The following is a 25,602-nucleotide window of genomic DNA, read 5'->3' on the forward strand; positions in this document are numbered from 1 at the left end:
GGGCGTCCTTTCCTGTTGTCCTCAGTGGTTCATGCGCAGCACGGGTTTGAGCACGTCGCCGCGGTGGCTGTCGTCGAGCGCCCGGCCGATGTCGGCCAGGTCGTAGAACCGCACCAGCCGGTCGAACGGGAACCGTCCCTGCCGGTGCAGCTCGACGAGGGTGCCGATGAGCGGCTCGCTACGGCCGCTGCCGCCGAGCGTGCCGATGATCCGCTTGCCCCACAGCGTGGTCAGGTGGTCGAGGCCGAACTCGGCTCCCGCCGGAGCTCCGCCGATGAGCACGCAGGTCCCGAGCATGCCGACGCTGTCGGCGGCCTGCCGTACGACGGAGATGACGCCGGTGCACTCCAGCGCGTAATCGGCCGGGCCGCCGCAGATCCGGTGCACCTCCGCCACCGGATCGACCCCGCCACCGGACCCCACGCCGGAAACCGATTCGGAGACGTCGATGGTGTGGGTGGCGCCGAACTCCTCGGCCAGGGCGAGACGGGACGGATGCCGGTCCACCGCGATGATCTTCGTGGCGGGGGAGAGCCGGGCGGCCATCACGGCGGCCAGGCCGACCGCGCCCACGCCGTACACCACGAGGCTCGAGCCGAGCCGCGGCTTCAGCGTGTTCAGCACGGCGCCGGCCCCCGTGGAGATGCCGCAGGCGAGCGGGCCGAGCAGCTCCAGTGGCGCGTCCCGCGGTACGACGACCAGGGCGTCCGCCCAGGTCAGTGCGTACGTCGAGAACGAGGACTGGCCGAAGAAGTGGCTGTGCACCGGTGTCCCGCCGGGCCGGCGCAGCGCGGGTTCGCCGGCACGCGGGCCGAGCAGCCGTCCGCCGCCGCAGAGCGCCTCGCCGAGGCGTGCGCAATATCGCGGCTCGCCGTCCCGGCAGTTGCGACAGGCGCCACACGACGGCCAGCCGATGACGACATGGTCGCCGGGCCGTACGGCGGTGACGCCGTCGCCGACGGCCTCGACCACGCCTGCGCCCTCGTGGCCGAGCACGCAGGGGAACGGCATGGGCAGGTCCCCATGCCGGGTGATCTCGTCGGTGTGGCAGATCCCCGAGGCGACGATCTTCACCAGGGCTTCGCCGGGCCCTGGCTCGTCGAGTTCGAGTTCCTCGACACGGAACGGGCCGCCGAGCTCGTCGACGACCGCGGCGGTCACCTTCATCGGGTTCCTCCTGCATCGAGGCCGGCGGGTGCGGGGATGGCCGGTCGGGGCAGCGGCGGGCACAGGCGTTCGACGAGGCGGGCCGCGTCGAGCACGACGTCGTCCCGCATGGCGGCCCCGGCGAGCTGCAATCCCACCGGCAGACCGTCGGCGAGTGCCACGGGCACGGAGATCGCGGGCAGTCCGGCCGCGTTGTACGTCGACGTGAGCCGGGTCAGCACCAGCTCGACGGGCCACTCCTGACCGTCGACGTCGAGGATCATCGCCCCGATCTGGGGCGCGGTCACCGGCATGGTGGCACTGGCCAGCACGTCGTACGACGCAAGCGCCCCGTGTGACTCGAGAGCACGGTGCAGCGCGGCCGTCCGCCGCCGGATCGCCGCCTCGTTCCGCTCGACCTGTTCGGCATCGAGCGGAGCCATCCGCATCAGCTCGGCGAGGTCCGGCCCGAACCGGGCGGAGTCCCGTTCGAATGCCTCCCGGTGGAAGGCGCCGGCCTCGGCGACGATCCTGGCGAGCACGGCCTCGGGCAGCAGCGGCTCGTCGGGGACGACGACGTCCTCGACGTGCACGCCGCTGTCTTCGAGCAGCGCCCGGGTGGCCGCCATCGCCTCGCGCACCTCGGGAGCGAGCACCGCGTCGTACCAGCCGCCCAGCCAGCCCACCCGGAGCGCCCGCGGTGGTACGGCGGCAGGCACAGGTGCGGCCAGTCCGGATATCAGCAGCGCCGCGTCGTCCACGGTGCGGGCCAGCACGCCGAGGTGGTCGAGTGACGGCGCCAGCGGCAGCACGCCGTCGAGCGGGATCCGGCCGCGGGTCGGCTTGAACCCGACGCAGCCGCTGAGCGCGGCCGGAATGCGGACGCTGCCGGCCGTGTCCGAGCCGAGCGCGCCGAGGCAGCTCCCGGCGACGACGGAGGCCGCCGAGCCGCCGGAGGAGCCGCCGGGGATGTGGCCGCGGCGATAGGGGTTGTGGGTGGGACCGAAGAACGCGCTGTCCGTGCGCCCACCCCACGCCAGTTCGTGCGTGGTGTGCTTGCCTAGGACCACGACCCCGGCCTCCCGCAGCCTGCTCACCGCGGTCGCGTCCCGCGTGGGTATGTGGTCGGCGAACCGGGGCGATCCGTAGCTCGTGCGCACGCCCGCCGTGTCGATCAGATCCTTGATCCCGACGGGGATGCCGTGCAGTGGGCCGTGCCGTACGTCGCCAGTCAGTGCGACCGCCCGGGCGCGGGCCTCGTCGGCGGTCACCGTGGCGTAGGCGTTCAGGTGCGGCTCGGTGGCCTCGATCCTGGCCAGCATCCGCTCGACCAGCTCAACGGGGGAGATCTCGCCGTCGGCGATGGCGGCCGTGGCGGCCGTGGCGGTGTCGACAGATGTGGTGATCATGCGTCTCGCCCCCGCACGAAGTAGCCGACGGGGAACAGGCTCAGCCCGGTCCGGTCGCGCATCAGGCCCCACAGTCCGCGCGGCAGCCAGAGCGCGGCCGCCATGCCGATGGCGCCGAGGAGCACGAGATACCACGAGCCGTAGTCGGCCAGCAGTTGCTGCAGCCCGAAGAAGATCACCGCGCCGAGCAGCGGACCCTCGATGTAGCCGATGCCGCCGATCACCACGATGAAGATCATGTAAGCGGACCACTGCACGCTGAAGATGGCATCGGGGTTGACGCTGAGCGAGCTCACGGTTATCACTCCGCCCGCGGCGCCGCATCCGGCGGCCGAGACGAGGTAGACCACGCGCTTGGCCCGCCGTACGTCGATCCCGACCGAGCTCGCCGCGGTCTCCTCGTCGCGAACCGCCATGAGCGACAGGCCGAGCCGGCCGCGCAGCAGCAGGTAGCACGCGGCGATCGTGGCCAGCGCCAGCGCGAGCGCGACCCAGTAGGTGAGCGCGCCGCGCAGGGTCTGGTCGAGGTCGGACATGCCGGCCAGGCCCTTGCCGCTGCCGCCGCCGACGCTGTCGATCCGTACGACCAGGAGCCGGTAGACCTCGGCGATCACCCAGGTCCCGACGGCGAAGTAGTCGCCGCGCAGCCGGAACGCGAGCCACGAGGTGGGCACCGCGAAGATCACGCAGGTGACGGCCGCGAGCGGGACCGCCAGGTACGGCTGCACGCCCTGGTCGGCGAAGGCGATCACGCTGTAGGCGCCGATCCCGATGTAGGCCTGCTGCCCGACCGAGACCAGGCCGCCGAAGCCGGCCAGCAGGTTCCACATGCTCGCCAGCGCGATCAGCACGAACAGGTTGACCAGCGTGTCGGTGACGTTGCTGAACGCCACGAACGGCAGCGCCGCGAGGACCGCGACCGCGGCGAGCATGACGACGGCCGACAGCTTCGACGACCGGGCGGCGCGGCTCACGTCCAGCGCGGCGGCCGCGCGGGAGGTCACCATCTGGGAGATCGTCATGCGGTCCGTCCTGCGATCAGGCCCTGCGGCCGGAAGGCCAGCACGGCGAGGAAGACGAGGTGGCCGGCGAGCAGGGTCAGCGCGGGGTCGATCTGCGCGCCCAGCGACTGGGTGACGCCGAGGACCATGCCGCCGAGCAGCGTCCCCCACAGCGACCCGAGCCCGCCGATGACGACCGCCTCGAAGGCGAAGATCAGCCGGGAGGGGCCGGTGGCCGGGTCGAACGACGAGCGCATCGCGAACATCAGGCCGGCCAGCGCCACGGTCGCGAACGCGATGGCGGTCGCGATGCCGTACACGTGCCGGCTGTCGGCGCCCACGAGGTTCGCGGTCTCGCGGTCGTCGGAGGACGCGCGCAGCATCCGGCCCAGGCCCGTGCGGGACAGGAACAGCTGGATGGCGGCCAGTACGGCACAGGCCAGCAGGAACGTCGCCAGCGACAGGTAGCCGATCGAGATCGAGCCGTTGAGCTCGAACGAGCCGGTGCCGAACGATCCCCCGTCGATGGTCCGGGTGTCGGCCGAGAAGACCTCGAGCAGCACGTTCTGCAGCACGATGGACAGGCCGAACGTGACCAGCAGGGTCGCCAGCGGCCCGGACGACAGGCTGCGCTGCAGCAGCACCCGCTGGGTCAGGTAGCCGAGCACCGCGAACAGCGGCACGGTCACCACCAGCACGATCCACAGTGGCAGCCCGGTCCCGCTGACCAGGGCCAGCGCCAGGAACGAGGCCACCACGGCGAGGTCGCCGTGCGCCAGGTTGACGATCCGCATGACGCCGAACATCAGCGAGAGCCCGGTCGCGAACAGCGCGTAGAGGCCGCCGAGCAGCAGTCCTTGGATGACGGCGTTGAGCCAGCCCATGTCAGTCGTGTCCCTCTCGGGCGCTCCCGGCGGGGAGCGCCTGTCCGATGCCGAAGTACGCGTGCTCGACCTGCTCGGCGGTCAGGTCCCGCGGCCGCCCTTCGAGTACGGACCGTCCCTCCAGCAGGCAGTGCACGCGGTCGGCCACCCGCATCGCCTGGGAGACGTCCTGCTCGACGATCAGCGCGGTGGTGCCGGCGCCGACGATGCCGGGGAGGACCTCGTAGATGCGGCGTACGATCACCGGCGCGAGGCCCAGCGACAGCTCGTCGATGAGCAGCAGGTCGGGGTTGGCCAGCAGCGCCCTGCCGATCGCCACCGACTGTTGCTCGCCGCCCGACAGCTGCGAGGCGTTCTGCCTGCGCCGGTCGGACATCCACGGGAACAGCTCGTAGACGCGGGTGAGCGTCCAGGGGCCGGGGCGTTTGCGGTAGGCGCCGGTGAGCAGGTTCTCCTCGACCGTGAGGGAGTGGAACAGCCGCCGTCCCTCCGGCACGAGGGCGATCCCCTCCGACACCCGCTTGTACGCCGGGAGCCGGGTGATGTCGCGGCCGCCGAGGTGAACGGAGCCCGAGGTCGGCGGGTTGAGCCCGGCCAGGGCGCGCAGCAGCGTGGACTTGCCCGCGCCGTTGGCGCCGATGATCGCGAGCACCTCGCCCTTCTCGAGGTCGAGGCTGAGGCCGTCCACCGCGCGCAGCTGCCCGTGGTGCACGGTCAGGTCGCTGATCGACAGCAGCGTCATGCGCCCTCCTCGTCGGTCCGGTCCTCCTCGTCGGCCAGGCCGGTCTCCGGGCCGCCGCCCAGGTAGAGCTCACGCACCTTCGGGTCGGCGAGCACCCCCATCGGCTCGCCGTCCGCGATCACGTCGCCGCCGGCCAGGCAGACCATCCGGCCGACGGCCTCGACCAGCGCGTGCACGACATGCTCGATCCAGACGATGCCGAGACCCTCGGCGTGCAGCTGCTTCACGACCTCGACGAGCTCGAGCACCTCCGGCTCGGTCAGGCCGCCGGCGACCTCGTCGAGCAGCAGCAGCCGGGGGCCCGTGCCCAGGGCCCGCGCCACCTCGAGGCGCTTGCGCTGGAGCAGCGCGAGCCGCCCGGCGGGGGTGTTGGCCAGCTCGGCCAGGCCCGTACGCTCGAGCACCTCCATCGCATGCGTCCAGGCCTGCCTGCCCTTCAGCGCGGCGCCCTGGTGCGCGCAGACCAGCACGTTCTCGAACACGGTCAGGTGCTCGAAGGGCCGGGGCACCTGGTAGGTGCGGCCGATGCCGGCACGGGTCCGGGCGTGGGGCGGGACGTCGGTGACCTTCCGCCCCTGGAACCACACCGCACCGCTGTCCGGGCGCAGATCACCGGAGATCATCGCGAACAGGCTGGACTTGCCGGCGCCGTTCGGACCCACGATCCCGAGCGCCTCACCCGGCCGGACCGACAGCGTCAGATCCTTGGCGACCGTCACCCTGCCGAACCTTTTGGTGATCCCGTCGAGGTGCAGCAGCGCTTGTTCTGTCATCAGCCGTTGGTGGGCCGCAGGTCGCCGCCGACCGGCACGGCCTTGTTCGGCGTGTTGTCCACGATCACGACGTCCCAGGGGAACTTCTCCCCCTTGCGCCACTGACCGCCGACCGGATGCTGGATCGCGATGCCCGGCTCGGGACCCGCCGTGAAGTCCAGGTCGCCGCTCATGCAGCTGAGCTTCATGCCGCGCAGCTTGGCCGCGACCTCGTCACGGTCCTTGGGGTCACCGGCCTCCTTGAACGCCTGGATCGCGATCTCGAACAGCGAGTAGACCGAGCCCAGGGCCTGGGTCCACTGCTTGCCCGTCTCGGCGGCGAAGTCGTCGGCGAGCTGCTGGGCGCTCTTGCCGTCCAGGATCGACTTGTACGGGTGTGCCGGGCTCCACCAGAAGTCGGTGGCGATGTTGTCGGTCAGCGCGCCGAGCGCCTCGGCCTCCGACGGGAACAGCATGACCTTCGCGACCGTGGCCAGCTTCGGCTTGAAGCCCTGCTGCTGCGCCTGCTTCCAGAAGGTCTGGAAGTCCGGGGGGATCGGGGTGCAGGTGAACAGCTCGGCACCCGACTCCTTGAACTTCGCGATCTGGGCGCTGAAGTCGGTCGCGCCGTTCTGGTAGGCGCCGCCGTCGATCGGGGAGTAGCCGGCCTTCTCCATCATCGGGCCGAGCCCCTGGCGGAACGCGTTGGCGTCGGTGTCGTTGGGCCACAGCGCCGCGACGTTCTTGTTGGAGACGTCCATGCGCTCCCACATCGGGAAGAAGCAGTCGGCGAACTCCTGCATGCCGAAGAAGAACAGCGTCGTGTACTTGAAACCCTCACCCGGCTTGCCGTTCCGGCCGTGGAACCACGCCTCCCAGGGGGCGATCGTGGTGACGTTGGGGATCCCGTTGGCCTCGCACTGGTCGGCGACGGGGTTGGTGGTGTCGGGTGTGGAGGAACCGACGATCAGGTCGACCTTGTCGCTGTTGATGAGCTGCCGGGTGACCTCGGTGGCGCGGTTCGGGTTGGACTGCGTGTCCTTGACGATGATCTCGATGGTGCGCTTCTTGCCGCCGGCGGTGAAGCCGCCCCGCATCGCCTCCTGGATCTGCTTGACCACGAAGTTGTCGGCGGTGGCGAAGCCGGCCAGCGGACCCGTCTGGGGACTGACGTAGCCGATCTTTAGTACGTCCGAGGACGAACTGCCGGTGCCCTTCAGCCCGCCGCAGGCGCTCAGCAGGGAAGTTCCGCCGAGGGCGGCGGCGCCGAGGCCGACCGCGCTGAGGAAGGAACGGCGGTCCATCCCGCCGCCCATGGAAGCGTCGCTCACGCCAGGCTCCTTGCGTAAACGGTGTCCGCGCGCGGGGGCGCCGCATGGAACACCGGGAGTTGTTCTTCAGGGGATCAGGTGAGTCGTCCGAGATCGCTCGACCGGCTCGTGACCGGGAGGGACGCCGGTCCGTTGAATGTCAGGAGATGTCGGATGGGGGAGTTCGGGTGTCGCGGAAGTTGCCCCGACCGTACGAGCCCCCTCAGACGCGAGCAACAGAGCGTTCCAAAATTTCGAACGCGAATTGCTCTCTTGAAACAAGATCTAGGAGGTGGGACGGTGGCCGAGGCGGCGGGAGATCTCGGCGGCCGTACGACGGAGGGCCGGCTCGACGCGTCCCGCCAGCATGTCGACGGACGTCGGCGCGATGGTCAGGTGGACGGCGATGTTCACCGCTGCGACGACCTCCCCGGTACGGTCGTGGACCGGCGCGGCGAACGACCGCAGACCCGGGGCGAGCTCCTCGTCGTTGACCGCGACGCCGCTCTGGCGCACCTTGGCGAGGGCCGCCATGAGCTGCTCGCGGTTCGTGATCGTCCTGGGTCCCCGGCGCGCCAGATCGACGCGGTCGAGGATCTGCCGCAGCGTCGCATGGTCCTTGTACGCCAGCAGGACCTTGCCCATCGACGTGCAGTAGGCGGGCAGCCGGGAACCCGCGTGCAGGTTGAGGTCCATGGCGAGGGAGCTGCGGCGGTTGCTGCGCCGCCGGTCCACGTAAACGACGTCCGGCCCGTCGCTCAGGCCCATGCTGACCGTGAACCCCGTCTCGTCGGCGAGGGCCTGCAGCAGCGGCGCGGCGACCCGCGGGAGCTCCATCGAGTCGATCGCCGCGAACCCGAGGTCCACCACCCGGGGGCCGAGAAAATACTTCCTGGTCTCCGGGTCCTGCTGGACGTACTCCAGCTTGGTCAGCGTGGCGACGTACCGGTACGTCGTGCTCTTGTTGAGGCCGACGGCCCGCGCGAGGTCGGCGATCCCGAGCGTGGAGCGGTCGCCGGCGAAGGCTGACAGGATGCGCAGGCCGCGCTCCAGCGACACCGAGAAGGAGGCGGAGGGCTCGGTGGTACGGCCACGGGGGCGCGGGGCGTTCTCTGCGGTCATGAGCGCCAGGATACGGACAGAAACGGACAGGATACGGACAGGGCGTTTTACATACTCGAACGATGGCTTGACCGCCGGGCCGATCACGTGAACGCTTCTCGATCGGGCGCGTCGCGGCCTCCAAGGACAGAGAATCCGATGCGAGCGAGGAGATCGAGGCAGATGGCACCGGGGGAACGCATCGGACACTTCAGCGGGCACGTCATCGGGCACGTCATCGGGCACTTCATCGGGCACTTCATCGGCGGAGAGTGGATGACCTCCGAGTCCGGCCGCTCGTACCGGAAGCGCTCTCCCTGGTCCGGTGAGGTTCTCGCCGAGGTGGCCGCCGGCGACGGTGAGGACGCGCGGCGGGCGATCGTCGCCGCCCACGAGGCGTTCGAGGGCTGGGCCGGGGCGCTGCCCTGGCGGCGGCAGCAGATCTTCCTGCGTGCGGCCGACATCCTCGAACGCCGCCGCGACGAGGTGCTGGGCGCCCTCGCCGTCGAGACCGGATGCGGCCGCGTCTTCGGCGAGGTCCAGGTCGGCTTCGCGCTCAAGCTGCTCCGGCAGGCCGCTCAGCTGGGCTATCGGCCGGCCGGGGAGCTGCTCCCCTCGGATGTGGAGGGCACGCGTGCGGCGGCCGTCCGGCGTCCGGTTGGCGTGGTCGGGGCGATAGCGCCGTGGAACGCCTCGCTCACGCTGGCGGGCCGGGCGGTCGTCGGACCGCTCGCCCTCGGCAACACGGTGGTGCTGAAACCCTCGGAGGAGTCTCCGTACACGGGTGGCGCCCTGTGGGCGGAGATCCTCCAGGAGGCCGGCCTGCCGGCCGGGACGTTCAACGTCGTCACCCACGCCCCGGGGGAGGCCGGAGCGGTGGGCGACGCGATGCTCGCGAGCCCCCTCGTCAAGCGGATCAACTTCACCGGGTCGACGCCGACGGGCAGACGGCTCGCCGAGAAGGCCGGGACGTACCTGAAGCGCGTCGTGCTTCAGCTCAGCGGCCAGAACCCGCTCATCGTCGCGGCCGACGCCGATGTCGGGTACGCGGTGGACGCGGCGGCCTACGGCGCCTTCGTGCATCAGGGGCAGGTGTGCATGTGCGCGAGGCGCATCTATGTCGAACGGCCGCTGGCCGAGGAGTTCACCACCCGGTTCGCGGCGAAGGTGGCGACGCTGCCGACCGGAGACCCGTCCGATCCGGCGACGGTCGTCGGCCCGGTCATCAACGAGTGGGCCCTGGCCCTTCTGGAGCGCCGGGTCAACGAGGCCGTCGAGCTCGGCGCCCGCGTCCTGGCCGGGGGCGTCCCCGCGCCGCCGTGCTATCCGGCCACGGTCCTCGCCGACGTCCCCGACGAGGCCGAGATCACCCAGGGGGAGACCTTCGGACCGGTTGTGATCGTGGAGGCCGTCGACTCGGCGGAGGAGGCGGTCGCCCGGGCCAACGCCTCGGACCTCGGGCTGGCCGCCTCGATCATCACCGGGGACACCCGCCGCGGTCTGCGTCTGGCGTCCACCTTGGAGGTCGGCATCATCCACGTGAACGACCAGCCCGTCAACGACGAGCCGCAGATGCCGTTCGGCGGGGTCAGGGACAGCGGCTGGGGACGGTTCGGCCTCGGGTTCGCCGCCGAGGAGTTCTGCGAGCTCCGATGGGTCACCGTACGCGACCAGGACCGCGAGTTCCCCTTCTGACGCGGCGGCGTGCCGACGGGCTCCGGCATTTGACGTAGAGGGTGCATGGCGGATCGGCTCAGTCAGGTGGCGTCGGTTCGCCGATTCCGTGCGTGATCTCCTCCGGGAGCATCGGAGTCGTACTCCCCTCCTGTCGCGCCCTAACAGGGCCGAGCTGAAAACCACTCGAAAGTGAGGTGCCCCTTGGCGCCCCCCACCTCAACCCTCCTCGACGTGGCTGCCCGTACCGTGGACACGGTAAAGGTGTACGGGCGCAACGAGTCCGTCGTCCGTGCGCTGGACGGTGTGACCATCGACTTCACCCGTGGCGCGTTCACGGCGATCATGGGCCCGTCCGGGTCGGGAAAGTCGACCCTGCTGCATTGCCTCGCCGGGCTGGACACCGTGACCTCCGGAGAGGTCTACATCGGTGACACGGCGATCGCGGGGCTGTCCGACAGCGACCTGACGTTGTTGCGGCGCGACCGGCTCGGGTTCGTGTTCCAGACCTACAACCTGGTCCCCACGTTGACCGCCGCGGAGAACATCGAGCTGCCACTTCGTTTGGCGGGCCGGCGTGCCGACCCGGCGTGGCTGGAGACCGTCGTCGCCGCCGTTGGACTCGCGGATCGGCTGGGCCACCGGCCGGCGGAGCTGTCCGGCGGACAGCAGCAGCGGGTCGCCGCGGCCAGGGCGCTGGTCACCCGGCCGGAGATCCTCTTCGCGGACGAGCCGACGGGCGCGTTGGATTCGCGCTCCAGCGCGGAGCTGCTGGCCTTCCTGCGCCGCGCGGTGGACGAGTTCGGCCAGACGATCGTCATGGTGACCCACGACCCGATGGCCGCCGCTCGGGCGGACCGGGTGGTGTTCCTGGCCGACGGCCGCATCGTCAACGAGATGATCGCGCCCACCACGGGCGACATCCTGGACGCGATGAAGAAGCTGGGTGGCTAGATGTTCATCGTCGCACTCAAGGGACTGGCCGCCCGCAAGCTGAGGCTGTTGCTGACCGCCGTCTCCATCGCCCTGGGCGTGTCGTTCGTCACCGGGACCTTCGTGCTCGGCGACACGATGACCGCCACGTTCGACAAGCTGTACGCCGACATGGGGCAGGGAACGGACGTCACCGTCCGGGCCCGGCCCGCCTTCACCGACGCCCCCACCATGGGCTCACCCCGTCCCATGCCCGTCGACCTGGTGGATCGGGTCCGGGAGGTGCCCGGGGTCGCGGCGGCCGAGGGCGGCATCACCGGCTACGCCCTCATGCTGGACAAGTCCGGCAAGCCGATCCAGCCGGGCGGCGCCCCCACGCTCGGCGTGAGCCACGCCGAGGACGAGAAGCTCGGCGGCAGCATCAGCCTGCGGGCGGGGCGGGCGCCGGCCGGGCCGAACGAGGTGGCCATCGACGCGGCGACCGCCCGCAAGCACGGCTACGCCCCGGGCGACCGCATCCGGATCGTCTTCGAGTCCGGCAAGCCGGCCGACTTCGCGCTGGTCGGCGTCATCGGGTTCGGCGACGCCGACAATCTGGCCGGCGCGACCCTCGCCGCGTTCGACCTGACGACCGCGCAGCAGGTGCTGGGCCGTCCCGGCCAGGTGGACCAGATCGCGGTACGGGCCACCGACGGGATCGGCCCGGATGAGCTTCGGACCCGGATCGCGGCCGTACTGCCGGCCGATCTGGAGGCCGTGACCCGCGCGACCGTGGCCGGCGAGGCCAGCCGGGCGGTGCGCGAGGGCCTGTCCTTCTTCACCACCGCGTTCCTCGGTTTCGCGGCCGTCTCCCTGCTCGTCGGCGGCTTCCTCATCTGGAACACGTTCTCGATCCTGGTGGCGCAGCGCGGCCGGGAGCACGCCCTGTTGCGCGCCATCGGTGCCCGACGCCGGCAGTTGCTCGCCGCGGTCCTGACCGAAGCGGTCGCGGTCGGCCTGCTGGCGTCGGCGCTCGGGCTCGGCCTCGGTCTGCTCGTCTCAGGTGGGCTGCGCGGCCTGCTCGCCGCCGTCGGCATCGAGGTGCCGACGACGACGCTGCAGCTCGAGTCGCGTACGGTCGTCGCCGCGCTGGCGGTCGGCCTCGGCGTGACGCTGGTCGCGGCGCTGGTGCCGGCCTGGCGGGCCACGCGCGTGCCACCGATCGCGGCGCTGCGGGAGGCCGCCACGCCGGCCCACACGTTGCCGAAGGTCAGGATCGTTCTGGGCGGGGCTCTCCTCGCGGCCGGACTGCCCGCACTCTCCTGGGCGATCGCCGGTCCGTCCCGTGGCGGTGCGGCGATGCTCGGTTCGCTGGCCACCTTCGTCGGGTTTCTCCTGCTCGCTCCCGCGCTGGTCCGCCCCCTGGTCGCGGTGCTCGGGGCGCCGATCGCCCGGCTCGGTATGGCAGGGGAGCTGGCCCGGCAGAACGCCGGGCGGACGCCGCGTCGCACCGCGTCGACCGCCGCCGCGCTCACCATCGGGCTCACCCTCGTGGTGGCGATGACGGTCGTGGCGACCTCCATGAAGGCTTCCGTCGCCGATGTGCTGGTCCGCGCCAACCGTGCCGACCTGATCCTGAAGGCCGACAGCCAGATGGCTCCCGGCATCCCGGCGGCCGCAGCGGACAAGCTGCGCGTGCTCCCCGAGGTGGGGGTGGTCTCGCCCATGCGGTTCGGCCGGATCCAGGTCGCCGGTCAGACCAACTCGGTCGCGGCCGTCGATCCCGGGACGGCGGAGCAGGTGGCCGACATCGGGGTCGCGTCCGGCTCGCTGTCGGCGCTCGCCGACGGTGAGTTCATGGCGACGGTGGACGAGGCGAAGGCGCATGGCTGGCAGGCCGGCGACCAGGTGACGCTGCGCTTCCCGCACACGGGGGACCACACGCTGCGGCTCGCCGGCACCTACACCGACACCACCCTGCTCGGCGCCGGCTATCTGATCACGATTCCGACGTACGAGGAGAACTTCAGCGAGCGACTGGACGTCGCGGTACTCGTCACCGCCGCCGGGGGCATCCCCGCGGACGCCCTGAAGCGGTCCGTGCAGCAGGCGCTGGCCGACTACCCCAACGTCGCGGTCCAGGACACCGCCGAGTTCAACGCCGCCCAGGGTGCCACCGTCGACCAACTGCTCGGCCTGGTCAACGCGCTGCTCGGCCTGGCCGTGCTCATCGCGCTGCTCGGCGTGGTGAACACGCTGGCGCTGTCCGTGCTCGAACGCACCCGCGAGCTGGGCCTGCTGCGCGCGGTGGGCATGACCCGGCGACAGGTGCGTGCCTGCATCCGCTGGGAGGCGGTGCTCGTCGCCGCGATCGGATCCGTGCTGGGGACGGTGCTCGGGCTCCTCATCGGCATGGCCGCGGCCCGGGCCCTGGCCGGCGAGGGGATCACCGTGCTTCAGGTGCCGATCGCCCAGCCCCTGGTGTACGCCGTGGTGGGCGCGGCCGCCGGGATCCTCGCCGCGATCACCCCGGCCCGGAAGGCGGCGAAGGTGGACGTGCTGCGGGCCGTCGTCGCCGAGTGATCAGGCTCGATTCACGAATCCGACTGTGACCCCCTGGGGGCCGGGAACGCACTCGCGTTCCCGGCCCCCAGGCATGAGCGGCCGGGCCCGCTAACCGCGCTTCTCGGCGAATCGGGCGATGGGGTTCGCCAGTTCGCCGATGAGCTGGAGCGCGGCGGACGGGTCGGCCAGGTCGACCATCTGCCGGTTGTCGCGCAGCTGCAGCCGGTTGAGGCACGACAGCGCGAACTTCTCGGCGAACAGGTCATATCGCTCGAACTTCTCGGCCAACCGTGGGACCGACTCCTGATAGGCCGAGGCGCACTCGGCGACGGCCCGCCAGAAGGTCTCCTCGTCCAGCACGCCCTCGCTGACCAGCACCGCGTTCAGGAAGCGGAAGAAGCAGTCGAAGACGTCCGTGAAGATCGACAGCAGCCGCATGTGCTCGGGGACCTCGGCACGGATCCGCTCGACCTTCGGCGGCAGCGGCACGCCGGAGTCCATCACCACGATCTCCTCGGCGATGTCCTTGAAGATCACCCGCTCGACCGTGCCGCCGTCGAGGACCAGGATGACGTTCTCGCCGTGCGGCATGAACGCCAGGTCATAGGCGTAGAAAGCGTGCAGCAGCGGGGTCAGGTACGCATCCAGGTAGCGCCGCAGCCACACCTCGGGGGCGAGGCCCGACTGCTCGATCAGCGTACCCGCGAAGGACCGCCCCTCGTGGTCGACGTGCAGCAGGGACGCCATGGTCGCCAGGCGCCTGCCAGGCGCCAACCCCGCCACCGGGCTCTCCCGCCACAGCGCGGCGAGCATCTTCCGGTACGGCGAATAGCGGTCGGTGACGGCCTCGTACTGCCGGTGCCGGTACCCGACGGCCGCCCGCTCCCGGATGATCGTCAGGCCGGTCGCCCGCAGGACCTCGTCGTCGGCGATGAGGTCGGCGAGCCAGTCGTTGATCGCCGGAGTCGCCTCCATGTACGCCGCCGACAGCCCCCGCATGAAGCCCATGTTCAGCACGGACAGCGAGGTCTTCACATAGTGCCTGTCCGGCCTGGCGACGTTGAAGAACGTACGGACCGACTGCTGCGCGAGGTAGTCGTCGTCACCAGGGCCCAGGCAGACCAGGCGCCGCCGGGCGACCTCGCCGGCGAAGGTCACCGACAGCTTGTTCCACCACTGCCAGGGATGGACCGGGATGAGCAGATAGTCGGTCAGGTCGAGGCCGTGACCGGCCATGATGGCCGCGAAGCGGCCGAGGAGCTCCTCGCCCAACTCGGCGCGCGTCAGCCGGTCGTAGTCGATGTCGGCCGAGCAGGTGAAGGTCGCGTGGTCGGGGTGGGCGGCCAGCCAGAGCAGCCGTACGGGATGCCCGGCCTCGGGGGCGTACGCGTGGTAGTCGTGCACGCCGTAGCCGATCCGCCCGTTGTTGGCGACGAAGCACGGGTGGCCCTCGGTCATGCCGGTTTCGATCTCCTGGAAGCCGGCCTCGGCGAGATCGGCGGCGCCGACCTGCGACCGGGTGAGCTTGTAGGCCAGGCCGGCCAGGGTCGAGGCGATCTCCTCCAGGTAGACCGGGATGATCTCGTCGCTGAGGCCGAGCGCGCCGCGCAGCTCGATGCAGAAGTCGACCGCGTCCAGCGGAAGTTCGGCCTCACCGCGATGGCGGGTGATGCTGCCGGCGTCGATCCGCCAGTGATCGAGGGACAGGATGTCGGCCTCGAAGCCGTACTCCGTGGCGCCGTCGTCGCTGTGCACGACATAGCGCCCATCGCCGCGCGCCTCCGGGACGAGCAGCCGCTCATGGGAGAACTCGGCGAGCGCCTTGCGCACCAGGAGCCGGTTGGCCCGATCCCAGTTCTCCGGCGTGAGGTGGCCGACGGCCGCACGGGGATCCAGGTTCACGGACTCACCCTCCTGGCGGCCAGGAAGGCGTCGCGGGTGCAGACGCTGAGCAGCGCCTCCTTCTCGGGTTTGCCGACCACGCCGACGACCTCGAAGCCGACCGCCGCGTTGAGCGCGTGCACCGCGGTGTTGCGGACGTCCGGCTCGACCACGACGCGCCGGGTCGCCGGATCGGCGAACAGCAGCTCCATGACCGTGGTGATCACGGCGAGGCTGAAGCCGTGGACGGGGGTGTCGGCCGGCGCGCACAGGAAGTGCATCCCGACGTCGCCCTGCTGAAAGTCGTACAAGCCGACCAGTTCGACGTAGGCGGGGTCATAACGCTCGACCAGGAAGGCGGGGCGGCCGTCGACCAGCCCGACGAACGCGTCGTGGTGCGGATGCTCGGCGATCGCGCGGTACTCGTCGACGACCCGGGCCAGATCGTGGCCCTGCATCATCCAGAACGCCGCCTTGGGGTGGGTCACCCACCGGTGCAAGGTCTCGGCGTCGGCGTCCAGGTCCAGCGGGCGTACGGAGAACTCGCCGAGACGGTCGTCCGTACGGGAAAAGATGATCTCTCTCATCGGATCTCTCATCTGGCGACCACGGCCTCCGGTGCGCCGAACTCCTGGAACGCGATGGCCTTCTCGATCGGGTAGTGCTCGCGGCCCAGCAGCTCGCGGATGATCCACGAGTTGCGGTACGGCCCCATGCCCAGGTCGGGGGAGGTGACGCTGTGCGTGTGCGTCCCGCCGTTCTGCAGGAAGATCCCGCGGCCGGTGACGTCGATGCTGTAGTTCCTGGCGACGTCGACGCGGCCGTGCCGGTCCCATCGGATGCGGTCGCGCACCGGCTCCAGAAAGGCGGGCGGCTGGTAGCGGTAGCCGGTGGCCAGCACAAGTCCCTGGGTGACCAGCGAGAAATCGCGCTCCTGCTCCTCGTGGCGTAGTCGCAGTGTGTATTCGCCGTTGCCGTACGAGGCGCCGCGTAGCGCGGTGTTGGTCATCAGCCGGGTGGGGATCGGGCCGCCGACGGTCTTCTGGTAGAGCAGGTCGAAGATGTCGTTGATGAGCTCCGCGTCGATGCCCTTGTAGAGCCCCTTCTGCTCGGTTTCGAGCCGATATCGGGTGTCCTCGGGCAGCGCGTGGAAGTAGTCCACGTACTCGGGGGAGGTCATCTCCAGGGTGAGCTTGGTGTACTCCAGCGGGAAGAACCGCGGCGACCTGGTCACCCAGTTGAGGCGGTAGCCGTACGACTCGATGTCGGCGAGCAGATCGCGGTAGATCTCCGCCGCGCTCTGGCCGCTGCCGACGACGGTGATGCTGTCCTTGGCCCGCAGCGACTCCCTGGCGTCCAGGTAGCCGGCGCTGTGGACGAGGTCGCCGCCCAGGCCGGCGCACCCGTCGGGGAGGTGCGGCGGCGTGCCGGTGCCGAGGACGAGCCGCCGGGCCCGGTGCTCGGTCGTCTCTCCGGTGTCGGTCCTGGTCGCGCGTACGACGTAGCAGCCGTCGGCCGTCTCGTACGTCACCGACGTCACCTCGTGCTGGAAGCGGATGGTGCGGAGCTTGGCGGCGGCCCAGCGGCAGTACGCGACGTACTCCCCGCGCAGCTGGTAGAAGATCTCGCGGATGTAGAAGGGGTAGAGGCGCCCGGTCTCCTTCAGATAGTTGAGGAACGAGTAGGGGGAGGTCGGGTCGGCCAGCGTGACCAGGTCGGCGATGAACGGGGTCTGCATCGTCGCCGAGTCGAGCAGCATCCCCGGGTGCCAGTCGAAGTCGGGTTTCCGCTCCAGGAACAGCCCGCCGAGCTCGTCGATCGGCTCGGTCAGGCAGGCCAGGCCCAGGTTGTACGGGCCGAGCCCGATCGCGATGAAGTCATGCGTGGACATGCGTCTCTCCGGTTGGGGGACAGCAGCGGATTCAACGGGCGTGCGCCGGGATCCGGGCGTCGACGTACCGCTCGGCGTGACCGGCGAGGAGACCGAGGACGTGCGCGATGTCGTCCGGCGTGGTCTCCGGGTTGAGCAGCGTGAGCTTCAGGTAGTGGCGGCCGTCGACCCGGGTGCCCGCGACGAGGGCCTCACCCGAGGCGGCCAGCGCCTCCCTGGCGTACAGGTTCGCCTCGTCGGCAAGGCCGATGTTTTTCGGCAGGTAGCGGAACACGACCGTGCTGAGCTGTGACTTCGTGACGACCTCGAAGCGGGGGTCGGCGGCCAGCAGGGCCCAGGCGTCCGCCGCGAGATCCACCACCCGGTCGAAGAGCTCGCCGACCGCGTCCGGGCCCATGATGCGCAGCGTCAGCCACAGCTTGAGCGCGTCGAAGCGGCGGGTGGTCTGCAGGCTCTTGTCCACCTGGTTCGGGGTACGCTGCCCGGCCGGGTTGAGGTAGTCGGCGTGGTAGGTCGCGTGCCGCAGCACCGCGCCGTCGCGCACCAGCACCGCGCTCGAACTCACCGGCTGGAAGAAGGACTTGTGGAAGTCGACGGTGACCGAGTCGGCGCGCTCGATGCCGTCGAGCAGATGCCGCCGGGTGGGGGAGGCCAGCAGCCCGCAGCCGTACGCCGCGTCCACGTGCAGCCACACCCCGTCCTGCGCACACAGGTCGGCGATCTCCGGCAGCGGGTCGATCGAGCCGAAGTCGGTCGTCCCGGCCGTGGCGACCACGGCCATGACGGGCCGGTCCTCCCGGCGGCAGCGGTCGAGATCCCGGGCGAGCGCGTCGGGCCGCATCCGCCGGTCGGCGTCGGTCGCCACCTCGATGACGGCGTCCGGGCCGAGGCCGAGCAGTTTCGCCGCCTTCCGCACGCTGAAGTGCCCGGCCGCCGAGGTGATCACCACGGCCCGCCCGCAGGCCGGCGTCTCCTCCCGGGCGAGCAGCAGGGCCTGCAGGTTCGACTGGGTGCCGCCGCTGGTGAACACCCCGTCGGCGTACGGCCCGAGGCCGAGCCGCCCGGCCGTCCAGTCGATCAGCCTGCGCTCGATGAGGGTGGCGCCCGCGCTCTGGTCCCAGGTGTCGAGTGAGGAGTTGACCGCGCTGAGCACCGCCTCGCCGAGCAGCGCCGGGATCACCACCGGGCAGTTGAGGTGCGCCAGATAGCGGGGGTGATGGAAGTAGACGGCGTCGCGCAGGTAGACCTCCTCCAGCTCGTCGAGGGCGGCGGCGGTGTCGTGCAGCGGCCGGTCCAGGTCGACGGCGGAGATCTCGTGGGCCAGCGGAGCGGGGGACACCCCGCTGAACGGCCGTTCCGTACGGCCGACCCGCGAGGCCACCCGGTCGATCCCGTCGACGAGGGCCCGCCGGTAGTGGTTCAGGTTGCGGTCGTTGAAGAGGTACGGCCTGGCGGCGTCGACGGGCTGCCCGTCCACGGTCATGATCCGTCGGCCTTCTTGGCGTTCTGAATGGCCGTGGCGAGGTTCTCCAGCTGGGGCGCGAAGCCCGCGTAGGAGAAGCGGGGCACGGAGTCCCAGGGGGTGATCTGGTTGGCCTTGACGGCGGGGAGCTCGGCCCAGGCGGGCTTGGCCGCGAGAGCGTCGGGCTGCAGGGCCGTGCCGCGAGCGTCGAGCAGGATCAGGTCGGCGTGGTACTTGTCGGCGTTCTCCCAGCTCAGGCTCTCGAAGTAGCCGCCGTCGTCGAGCTTGTCCGGCTTGACGAAGTCGACGCCGAGCTCGGCGAAATACTTCAGGTCGGCGGCGACCTCGGGGTTGGACGCATACAGCAGGTCGGGGCTGCCGGAGGCGGCCATGACCTTGATCCCGGGGTTGGCGGCCACCGCCTTGCGCAGCTTCTCGGCCGCGGCGTCGAACCGGGCCTTGGCCTCGGTCACCTTGGGGGCGTCGAGATCGGCGCCGAGGGAGGCGGCCAGCTCGGCGTAGCGCTTGATCGGCTCGGTGATCGGAACCCGTGCGACGTTGACGGCCACGGTGGGGGCCAGCTTGAGGATCTTGTCCTTGCTCTCGTCGGGGACGTACCACAGCGCCCCGGGGTCGTACATGTGGGTGACGAGAAGTTCCGGCCGCAGGGCCGCGTACTTCTCGATGTTGAACTCGCCCCACACGTTGCCGAGGATCGTCACCTTGTTCACGTCCAGGTCGCCCGCCTGAGGCTCGGCCGTGCCGTCCGCCTTCTTCGTCTCGCCGAAGACGCCGACGATCTTCTGGTCGAGGCCGAAATCGGCGAGGGCCGCCGCGGTGCCGGTGAAGGCGACGACACGCGACGGGGTGGCGGCGGCGGTGACCGTCTCCTTGCGGTCGTCGGTGAACGACCAGCTCCCGCCGCCCTCGGCGGAGGCGGACGACGATGCGGACGCCGACGTCCCCGCGCCGCTCGTTCCGCCGTTCGTTCCGCCGCAGGCCGTGAGCAGGACGCCGAGGGCGGCGGCGCCGCCCAGGGCCAGCAGGCGCCGGCGGGAGGACCGCGTGGTGATCATCGTGCGAGATGTGGGATGCGGCATAGGTGATTCAGTCCTTCTCGTGGCGGAGCTTTTTGGTTAGCCTTACCTAATGACGATCACATTTTTAGGGTAACCTAACCTAAGTTGTCCAACCAGGCCCACACAGAGTCCCCCCGCCCTCCTGGAGTCCCCGACATGGTCGTAACCGAGTCCGCCCAGGTCACGGGGGCTGTGTCGGCGGCGCAAGCCGTACCGATGACAAAGCCGGCGGGAACGCGGAACGCGGTGCGCGCGGCCGGTCTGGTGGTCGCGGTGCTCGTGCTTCTCGCCGTCCTCGTGCTCAGCGTCGGGCTCGGGGCCAGGCAGCTGTCCGTCGGCGAGGTCTGGCACGGGCTCTTCGGCGACCACTCGGCCGCCTCGACCGTGGTGCGGGAGATGCGGCTGCCGCGCACCCTGCTCGGGCTGCTCGTGGGCGCGGCGCTGGGCGTGGCGGGCGGGGTGATGCAGGCGCTGACCCGTAACCCGCTCGCCGATCCGGGACTGCTGGGGATCAACGCGGGCGCCTCGGCCGCGGTGGCCACGGCCACCGGACTCCTGGGAATGGCCGCGTTCGAGAGCTATGTGTGGTTCGCGCTGGCCGGTGCGGCGGCCGTCTCGGTGCTGGTCTACGTGGTCGGCGGCGGACGCGGCGCGACCCCGGCCCGGCTGACGCTGGCGGGCGCCGCGCTCAACGCCGCGCTCTTCTCGTACGTCAGCGCGATGATGCTGCTCGACAGCGGATCGCTGGAGAAGATGCGTTTCTGGACGGTCGGCTCGCTGGCGAGCGCACCGGCCGCGACGGTGGTCGCGATGCTGCCGTTCGTCGCGACGGGGCTGGTCCTCGCCCTGGCGCTGGCCCGGTCGCTCAACGCCCTCGCGCTCGGTGACGACTCCGCCCGCGCGCTGGGCGTCCGGCCCGCCGGGGTGCGCGTCGCCGCCATGGTGGCCGTGACGCTGCTGTGCGGGGCGGCCACCGCGGCCTGCGGTCCGATCGTCTTCGTCGGCCTGATGGTGCCCCATCTCGTCCGAGCGCTGACCGGCCCCGACCTGCGCTGGCTGCTCCCCTACTGCGCGGTGCTCGCGCCCGTGCTCCTGCTCGGCGCGGACGTGCTCGGCCGGGTGCTCGGCAGGCCGGGTGAGCTGCAGGTGGGGATCGTGACGGCGGTGCTCGGCGGCCCGTTCTTCCTGTACTTCGCCCGGCGGGCCCGGATAGCGCGGATGGCGCGGACATGAGCGTCGTACGCCTCCCGGGGGACCGTTCCGTACGGTTCCACCCTCGGACGCTGGCCGTGGGAACCGGCTGCGCGCTGCTGGCGCTCGCCGTCGGCGTGCTGACGATCGGCGACGGCGACTATCCGATGAGCCCGGCGGAGGTCCTGCGTACGATCGCCGGCGGCGGCACCGCCGCCCAGGACTTCATCGTCAACGAGCTCCGGCTGCCCCGGGTCGTCACCGCGCTGCTCGTCGGCGCCGCGCTGGCCCTGGCCGGTGCGCTCTTCCAGTCGCTCGTACGCAACCCGCTGGGCAGCCCCGACATCCTCGGCTTCACCCAGGGCGCGGCGACCGGGGCGCTCGTCGTGGTCGTCGCGGGCGGCGGCAGCCTGGCACTGGCCGGCGGCGCGGTGCTCGGCGGCACCGTGACCGGCCTCGCGATCTATGCCCTGGCCTGGCGGAACGGCGTGCACGGCCAGCGGCTCGTGCTGATCGGCATCGGCACAGCCGCCATCCTCACTGGCGTCAACGGCTATCTGCTGACCCGGGCTCAGCTCATGGAGGCGGCACGAGCCGTGCTGTGGCTGACCGGCAGCCTCGACGGCCGGGGCTGGGATGACGCCCTGCCGCTGCTGGCGGCGATGGCCGTGCTGGTCCCGGTGGTGCTCCTCGGCTGCGGCCGGGCGCTGCACATGATCGAGATGGGCGACGACCTGGCGAGCGGCCTCGGCGTCCGGGTCGAACGCGTCCGCCTGACGCTGCTGGCGGCGGCCGTGCTGCTCGCCTCGCTGGCGGCGGCCGCCGCCGGACCGGTGGCGTTCGTGGCGCTGACCGCGCCGCAGGTGGCCAGGCGGCTGACCGAGGCGCCGGGGCCGAACCTGCTCGCCTCGATGTGCACGGGCGCGGGCCTGCTGGTGGCGGCCGACTGGGCGGCGCAGCGGCTGTTCGGCGGGCACCAACTCCCGGTCGGCGTGATCACCGGCGTGCTCGGCGGCGGCTATCTCGTCTGGCTGCTCGCCGTCGAGCGCAGGGCCGGCCGGATATGAGGGAATCGGGTAGCCATGAGGGTTGAGGGAATGGAACACGACGGATCATCGTCGCGGCTGGGCGGCAGCGGGCTGACCCTCGCCTACGACAGGCGGGTGATCGCCGAGGAACTGACCGTCGCCATCCCCGACCGGTCCTTCACCGTCATCGTCGGACCCAACGCGTGCGGCAAGTCCACGCTGCTGCGGGCGTTGTCGCGGACGCTCAAACCGGCGGCCGGAGCCGTACTGCTGGACGGGCGGGACATCGCGGCCCTGCCCGCCAAGAAGATCGCCCGCGTCCTGGGCCTGCTGCCCCAGACGTCCATCGCGCCCGAGGGCATCACGGTCGCCGACCTGGTCGGGCGTGGACGTTATCCACACCAGTCGCTGCTGCGCCAGTGGTCGAGGGAGGACGAACGCGTGACGGGGGAGTCGATGGCGGCGACCGGGGTGGCCGATCTCGCCGACCGCCCGGTGGACGAGCTGTCCGGCGGCCAGCGCCAGCGGGTGTGGATCGCGATGGCACTCGCGCAGCAGACGCCGCTGCTTCTGCTGGACGAGCCGACGACCTACCTCGACATCGCCCACCAGATCGAGATCCTCGACCTGTGCGCGCGGCTGCACGAGGAGGAGGGGCGCACGCTGGTGGCCGTGCTCCACGACCTCAACCACGCCGCCCGCTACGCCACCCACCTGATCGCGATGCGCGACGGCCGGGTGGTGGCGGCCGGACCGCCGCAGGAGATCGTGACCGCCGAGCTGATCCGCGAGGTCTTCCGGCTTCCCTGCCGGGTGATCGACGACCCGGAGACCGGCACCCCGCTCGTCGTCCCCGCGGCCCGTCGGCGTACCGAACCGGAAGGGGCGATGGCGTGAGCATCACCATCTGCCGGGACGCCTGGGGGATCCCGCACCTTCGCGCGGACAGCGCGCTGGAACTCGCCTTCGCCCAGGGGCGCGTCACCGCGCTGGACCGCGGCTGGCAGATCGAGGTCGAACGGCACCGGGCCGCCGGGACGACCGCCGCCTTCCTCGGCCCCGCCGCGGTCGGCTGGGACCGGTTCGCCCGGCAGGCCCGGCTGGCGGACACCGCCCGGCGCTGCTTCGACAACCTCGACGCCGGCACCGCCGCCTGGGTGCGTGCGTACGTGGACGGGGTCGACGCCGGCCTGGCCGAGGGCGCCCGCCGGGCGCCGGAGTTCGCGGCGGTCGGGCTTCGGCCGGGACGGTGGCAGCCCTGGACGCCGCTGGCCATCTGGCTGTCCCACCACATCCTCTTCGCCGGCTTCCCTGCCAAGCTGTGGCGCGAGGAGGTCGCCCGGCGGCTCGGCCCCGAGGCGATCGGGCTGTTCGCCTCCGATGGGGCGGCCGTCTCCGGCAGCAACGGCTGGCTCGTGCCCGGTGATCGCACCACCACCGGGCACGCCATCATCGCGGGCGATCCGCACCGGTTCATCGAGGACCCCGGCGTCTACCAGCAGATCCACCTCGCCTGCCCCGAGTACGACGTGGTGGGGCTGGCCGTGCCCGGCGTCCCCGGCATCCCCCATTTCGGGCACACCGGCACGGTGGCCTGGGCGATCACCAACGCCATGGCCGACTACCAGGATCTCTACCGTGAACGACTCCGGCGCGGTGCCACGGGAGTCGAAGCGCTCGGCCCGGGCGGGTGGCGCCCCGCCGCGGCCCACGTCGAGACCATCGAGGTCGCCGGTGCCTCCGAGCCCGTCGAGGTCGAGGTCATCGAGACCAAGCGCGGCCCCGTCGTGATGGCCGAGCCATACGAACCGGGTGCTGCCGATGCCGCCTGGGAGGCGATCAGCCTCCGCTATCCGCCGCGGGTGCGCGGGGAGCTCGGGTTCGAGGCGCTGCCCGCCCTGCTCAGGGCGGAGACCGTCGCCGACGTGGACCGGGCGCTCGACCGGTGGGCCGAGCCCGTCAACGTCGTGCTGGCGGCGGACACCCGCGGCGGGACGCTGCACCGCGTCGCCGGTGCCGTACCGGTCCGGCATCCCGACAACGGCCTGCGCGTCGTGCCGGCCTGGGACTCCGCGTACGAGTGGCACGGCCGGCACACGCCGATGCCGCGCCGCGTGGTCGACGGCATCACGGTGATGGCGAACCAGCGGGACCTGTCCGAGCCGCTCGGCGTCGAGTTCGCCGCGCCGCACCGCGCCGACCGGATCCGCCACCTGCTCGAAAGCTCGCCCGGCCCCTGGGCCGTCGAGGACATGGCGGCCGTGCACACCGACACCCACCTGGCCTCGGCCGGAGCGCTGCTGGACCTGCTGGCCGGGCTGCACGAGCTCGGCCCGGAGGCCGTACGGCTACGCGACCGGCTGCTGAGCTGGGACCGCCGGATGGACGCCGACAGCGCCGACGCCCTGGCCTACGCGGAACTGAGGTCGGCGGTGGTACGGCGGCTCGCGGCCCACCCCGCGCTCGCCGCGCTGAAGGGAATCGGCGGGGCCGCGCCGTACCCGGAGGTCTTCCTGCCGTGGCTCTCCCTGGTCCCCCGCGTCGCGCACGGACTGGGGACGTTGCTCACCACCGACCCCCTGCCCGACCTGTTGCCCGGGCTGGATCGGACCGGCCTGGTCGAACTGGTGCGGGCGGCCCTCGAGGAGGCGGCATCCCGCGAGACTGCGAGCAGTTGGGGGGAGGCGCATCGGCTCGTGCCCTGGCGGGCGCTGCCCGCGGGCTCCCTCGATGAACCGCCGGAACGGCCCGGGCTGTCCGGCGACCACGACTGCGTGCTGGCGACGTCGAGCATCCCCGGCGTCACCCACCACTGCGCCCGCGGACCCGCCGCGCGCTATGTGTGGGACCTGGCGCGACGTGACGACAGCCGGTGGGTGGTCCCGCTCGGCGCCTCCGGCGTACCCGGCGATCCCCACCGGCGCGACCAGCTACCGCTGTGGCTGCGCGGCGAGCTCGTCCCCGTGATCACCGACTGGCGTCATCTCACCGAGGAGCGAACGTGACCACCGAGTCCCGCAAGGCCGTACACGAGCAGGTGATCGACGGGTTCGGCGCCGTCCGCGTCGTCCCTGTGGATCCGGTGGCCGACCTCGATCTGATCCATACCTGGGTCACCCAGGAGCGGGCCGGATTCTGGGGGATGCTCGACGCCGATCGCGAGCGGGTCCTGGAGATCTACACCTATCTGGACGGCCTGAGCACGCACCACGCGTACCTGATCCATCGAGGCGACCGGCCGATCGCGCTCTTCCAGACGTACGAGCCGGCGCACGATCCGGTCGGCGAGTGCTATGACGTCCAGGCCGGCGACTTCGGCGTCCACCTGCTGGTCGGCCCGGTCGAGGGTGCGACGGAAGCGGGCTTCACCGGCAACCTGATCTCCGTGATCCTCACCTACGTGCTGGCCGACCCGAGCAGGAAGCGCATCGTGGTCGAGCCGGACGCCCGCAACGCCAAGGTCATCGCGCGTCTGCTCCGGACCGGTTTCGAGCTCGGACCCGAGATCGACCTACCCGAGAAACGCGCCCGGCTGGCCTTCCTGACCCGGGACGCCATCCGTGCTGACAGCTGA

Annotated in this window: 21 protein-coding genes; 8 read left to right on the forward strand and 13 right to left on the reverse strand. The window is 71.3% G+C overall.

Annotation, left to right across the window (positions count from 1 at the left end; translation table 11 throughout):
• Window positions 1–21 precede the first annotated feature (21 nt).
• The 8 genes from Mth01_RS18880 to Mth01_RS18915 form a co-directional block, all read right to left on the reverse strand.
• On the reverse strand, window positions 22–1,167 hold the full coding sequence (locus Mth01_RS18880) for an NAD(P)-dependent alcohol dehydrogenase (protein ID WP_239089805.1): 1,146 nt from the start codon (window positions 1,165–1,167) through the stop codon (window positions 22–24).
• Window positions 1,164–2,555, reverse strand: coding sequence for an amidase (locus tag Mth01_RS18885; RefSeq protein ID WP_204017213.1), 1,392 nt, complete (start codon window positions 2,553–2,555; stop codon window positions 1,164–1,166). The genes Mth01_RS18880 and Mth01_RS18885 overlap by 4 nt, the downstream gene beginning before the upstream one ends.
• The gene (locus Mth01_RS18890) at window positions 2,552–3,577 is read right to left on the reverse strand and encodes a branched-chain amino acid ABC transporter permease (protein ID WP_204017214.1); all 1,026 of its coding nucleotides are present in this window, start codon (window positions 3,575–3,577) and stop codon (window positions 2,552–2,554) included. Before Mth01_RS18890 ends, Mth01_RS18885 begins: the two co-directional genes overlap by 4 nt.
• A complete protein-coding gene (locus Mth01_RS18895) occupies window positions 3,574–4,440 on the reverse strand; it encodes a branched-chain amino acid ABC transporter permease (protein WP_204017215.1) in 867 nt (288 codons plus the stop codon). The genes Mth01_RS18890 and Mth01_RS18895 overlap by 4 nt, the downstream gene beginning before the upstream one ends.
• A gap of 1 nt (window position 4,441) precedes the next feature.
• Window positions 4,442–5,182: an ABC transporter ATP-binding protein gene (locus tag Mth01_RS18900; RefSeq protein WP_204017216.1), complete on the reverse strand. Its 741-nt coding sequence runs from the start codon at window positions 5,180–5,182 to the stop codon at window positions 4,442–4,444.
• Entirely contained in the window at window positions 5,179–5,955 is a 777-nt protein-coding gene (locus Mth01_RS18905) for an ABC transporter ATP-binding protein (RefSeq protein ID WP_204017217.1), read from the reverse strand. Before Mth01_RS18905 ends, Mth01_RS18900 begins: the two co-directional genes overlap by 4 nt.
• Window positions 5,955–7,265, reverse strand: a complete 1,311-nt coding sequence (locus Mth01_RS18910) for an ABC transporter substrate-binding protein (RefSeq protein ID WP_204017218.1) — start codon at window positions 7,263–7,265, stop codon at window positions 5,955–5,957. The genes Mth01_RS18905 and Mth01_RS18910 overlap by 1 nt, the downstream gene beginning before the upstream one ends.
• A gap of 264 nt (window positions 7,266–7,529) precedes the next feature.
• Window positions 7,530–8,366 (reverse strand): IclR family transcriptional regulator, encoded by an 837-nt coding sequence (locus Mth01_RS18915; RefSeq protein ID WP_204017219.1) that lies wholly within the window; start codon window positions 8,364–8,366, stop codon window positions 7,530–7,532.
• Between the two features lie 162 nt (window positions 8,367–8,528).
• On the opposite strand from Mth01_RS18915, the gene Mth01_RS18920 reads away from it, so the two are divergent.
• The 3 genes from Mth01_RS18920 (at window position 8,529) to Mth01_RS18930 (ending at window position 13,514) form a co-directional block, all read left to right on the forward strand.
• The gene (locus Mth01_RS18920) at window positions 8,529–10,040 is read left to right on the forward strand and encodes an aldehyde dehydrogenase family protein (RefSeq protein ID WP_204017220.1); all 1,512 of its coding nucleotides are present in this window, start codon (window positions 8,529–8,531) and stop codon (window positions 10,038–10,040) included.
• Between the two features lie 213 nt (window positions 10,041–10,253).
• A complete protein-coding gene (locus Mth01_RS18925) occupies window positions 10,254–10,973 on the forward strand; it encodes an ABC transporter ATP-binding protein (RefSeq protein ID WP_239089806.1) in 720 nt (239 codons plus the stop codon).
• Complete coding sequence (locus Mth01_RS18930) at window positions 10,974–13,514, forward strand: ABC transporter permease (RefSeq protein ID WP_204017222.1); 2,541 nt, start codon at window positions 10,974–10,976, stop codon at window positions 13,512–13,514. It abuts the gene before it with no gap.
• Between the two features lie 90 nt (window positions 13,515–13,604).
• On the opposite strand, the gene Mth01_RS18935 is transcribed toward Mth01_RS18930, so the two are convergent.
• The 5 genes from Mth01_RS18935 to Mth01_RS18955 are packed head-to-tail and all read right to left on the reverse strand — an operon-like array spanning window position 13,605 to window position 19,806.
• The gene (locus tag Mth01_RS18935; RefSeq protein ID WP_204017260.1) at window positions 13,605–15,392 is read right to left on the reverse strand and encodes an IucA/IucC family protein; all 1,788 of its coding nucleotides are present in this window, start codon (window positions 15,390–15,392) and stop codon (window positions 13,605–13,607) included.
• Window positions 15,393–15,394: 2 nt separating this feature from the next.
• A complete protein-coding gene (locus Mth01_RS18940; protein WP_204017223.1) occupies window positions 15,395–15,964 on the reverse strand; it encodes a GNAT family N-acetyltransferase in 570 nt (189 codons plus the stop codon).
• 8 nt (window positions 15,965–15,972) lie between these two features.
• The gene (locus Mth01_RS18945; RefSeq protein ID WP_204017224.1) at window positions 15,973–17,268 is read right to left on the reverse strand and encodes a lysine N(6)-hydroxylase/L-ornithine N(5)-oxygenase family protein; all 1,296 of its coding nucleotides are present in this window, start codon (window positions 17,266–17,268) and stop codon (window positions 15,973–15,975) included.
• 31 nt (window positions 17,269–17,299) lie between these two features.
• Complete coding sequence (locus Mth01_RS18950) at window positions 17,300–18,751, reverse strand: pyridoxal phosphate-dependent decarboxylase family protein (protein WP_204017225.1); 1,452 nt, start codon at window positions 18,749–18,751, stop codon at window positions 17,300–17,302.
• A complete protein-coding gene (locus Mth01_RS18955) occupies window positions 18,748–19,806 on the reverse strand; it encodes an ABC transporter substrate-binding protein (protein WP_204017226.1) in 1,059 nt (352 codons plus the stop codon). Before Mth01_RS18955 ends, Mth01_RS18950 begins: the two co-directional genes overlap by 4 nt.
• 159 nt (window positions 19,807–19,965) lie before the next feature.
• On the opposite strand from Mth01_RS18955, the gene Mth01_RS18960 reads away from it, so the two are divergent.
• The 5 genes from Mth01_RS18960 to Mth01_RS18980 are packed head-to-tail and all read left to right on the forward strand — an operon-like array spanning window position 19,966 to window position 25,602.
• A complete protein-coding gene (locus tag Mth01_RS18960; RefSeq protein WP_239089807.1) occupies window positions 19,966–21,042 on the forward strand; it encodes a FecCD family ABC transporter permease in 1,077 nt (358 codons plus the stop codon).
• Window positions 21,039–22,067, forward strand: coding sequence for a FecCD family ABC transporter permease (locus Mth01_RS18965; protein WP_204017227.1), 1,029 nt, complete (start codon window positions 21,039–21,041; stop codon window positions 22,065–22,067). The genes Mth01_RS18960 and Mth01_RS18965 overlap by 4 nt, the downstream gene beginning before the upstream one ends.
• Window positions 22,068–22,097: 30 nt before the next feature.
• Window positions 22,098–22,925 carry an ABC transporter ATP-binding protein gene (locus tag Mth01_RS18970; RefSeq protein WP_204017228.1) on the forward strand — a complete coding sequence of 276 codons (828 nt, stop codon included), beginning with the start codon at window positions 22,098–22,100 and terminating at the stop codon, window positions 22,923–22,925.
• Complete coding sequence (locus Mth01_RS18975) at window positions 22,922–25,033, forward strand: penicillin acylase family protein (protein WP_204017229.1); 2,112 nt, start codon at window positions 22,922–22,924, stop codon at window positions 25,031–25,033. Before Mth01_RS18970 ends, Mth01_RS18975 begins: the two co-directional genes overlap by 4 nt.
• Entirely contained in the window at window positions 25,030–25,602 is a 573-nt protein-coding gene (locus tag Mth01_RS18980; RefSeq protein WP_239089808.1) for a GNAT family N-acetyltransferase, read from the forward strand. Before Mth01_RS18975 ends, Mth01_RS18980 begins: the two co-directional genes overlap by 4 nt.

It is taken from the genome of Sphaerimonospora thailandensis (assembly GCF_016863115.1).
In the GTDB taxonomy this organism is placed as follows: domain Bacteria; phylum Actinomycetota; class Actinomycetes; order Streptosporangiales; family Streptosporangiaceae; genus Sphaerimonospora; species Sphaerimonospora cavernae.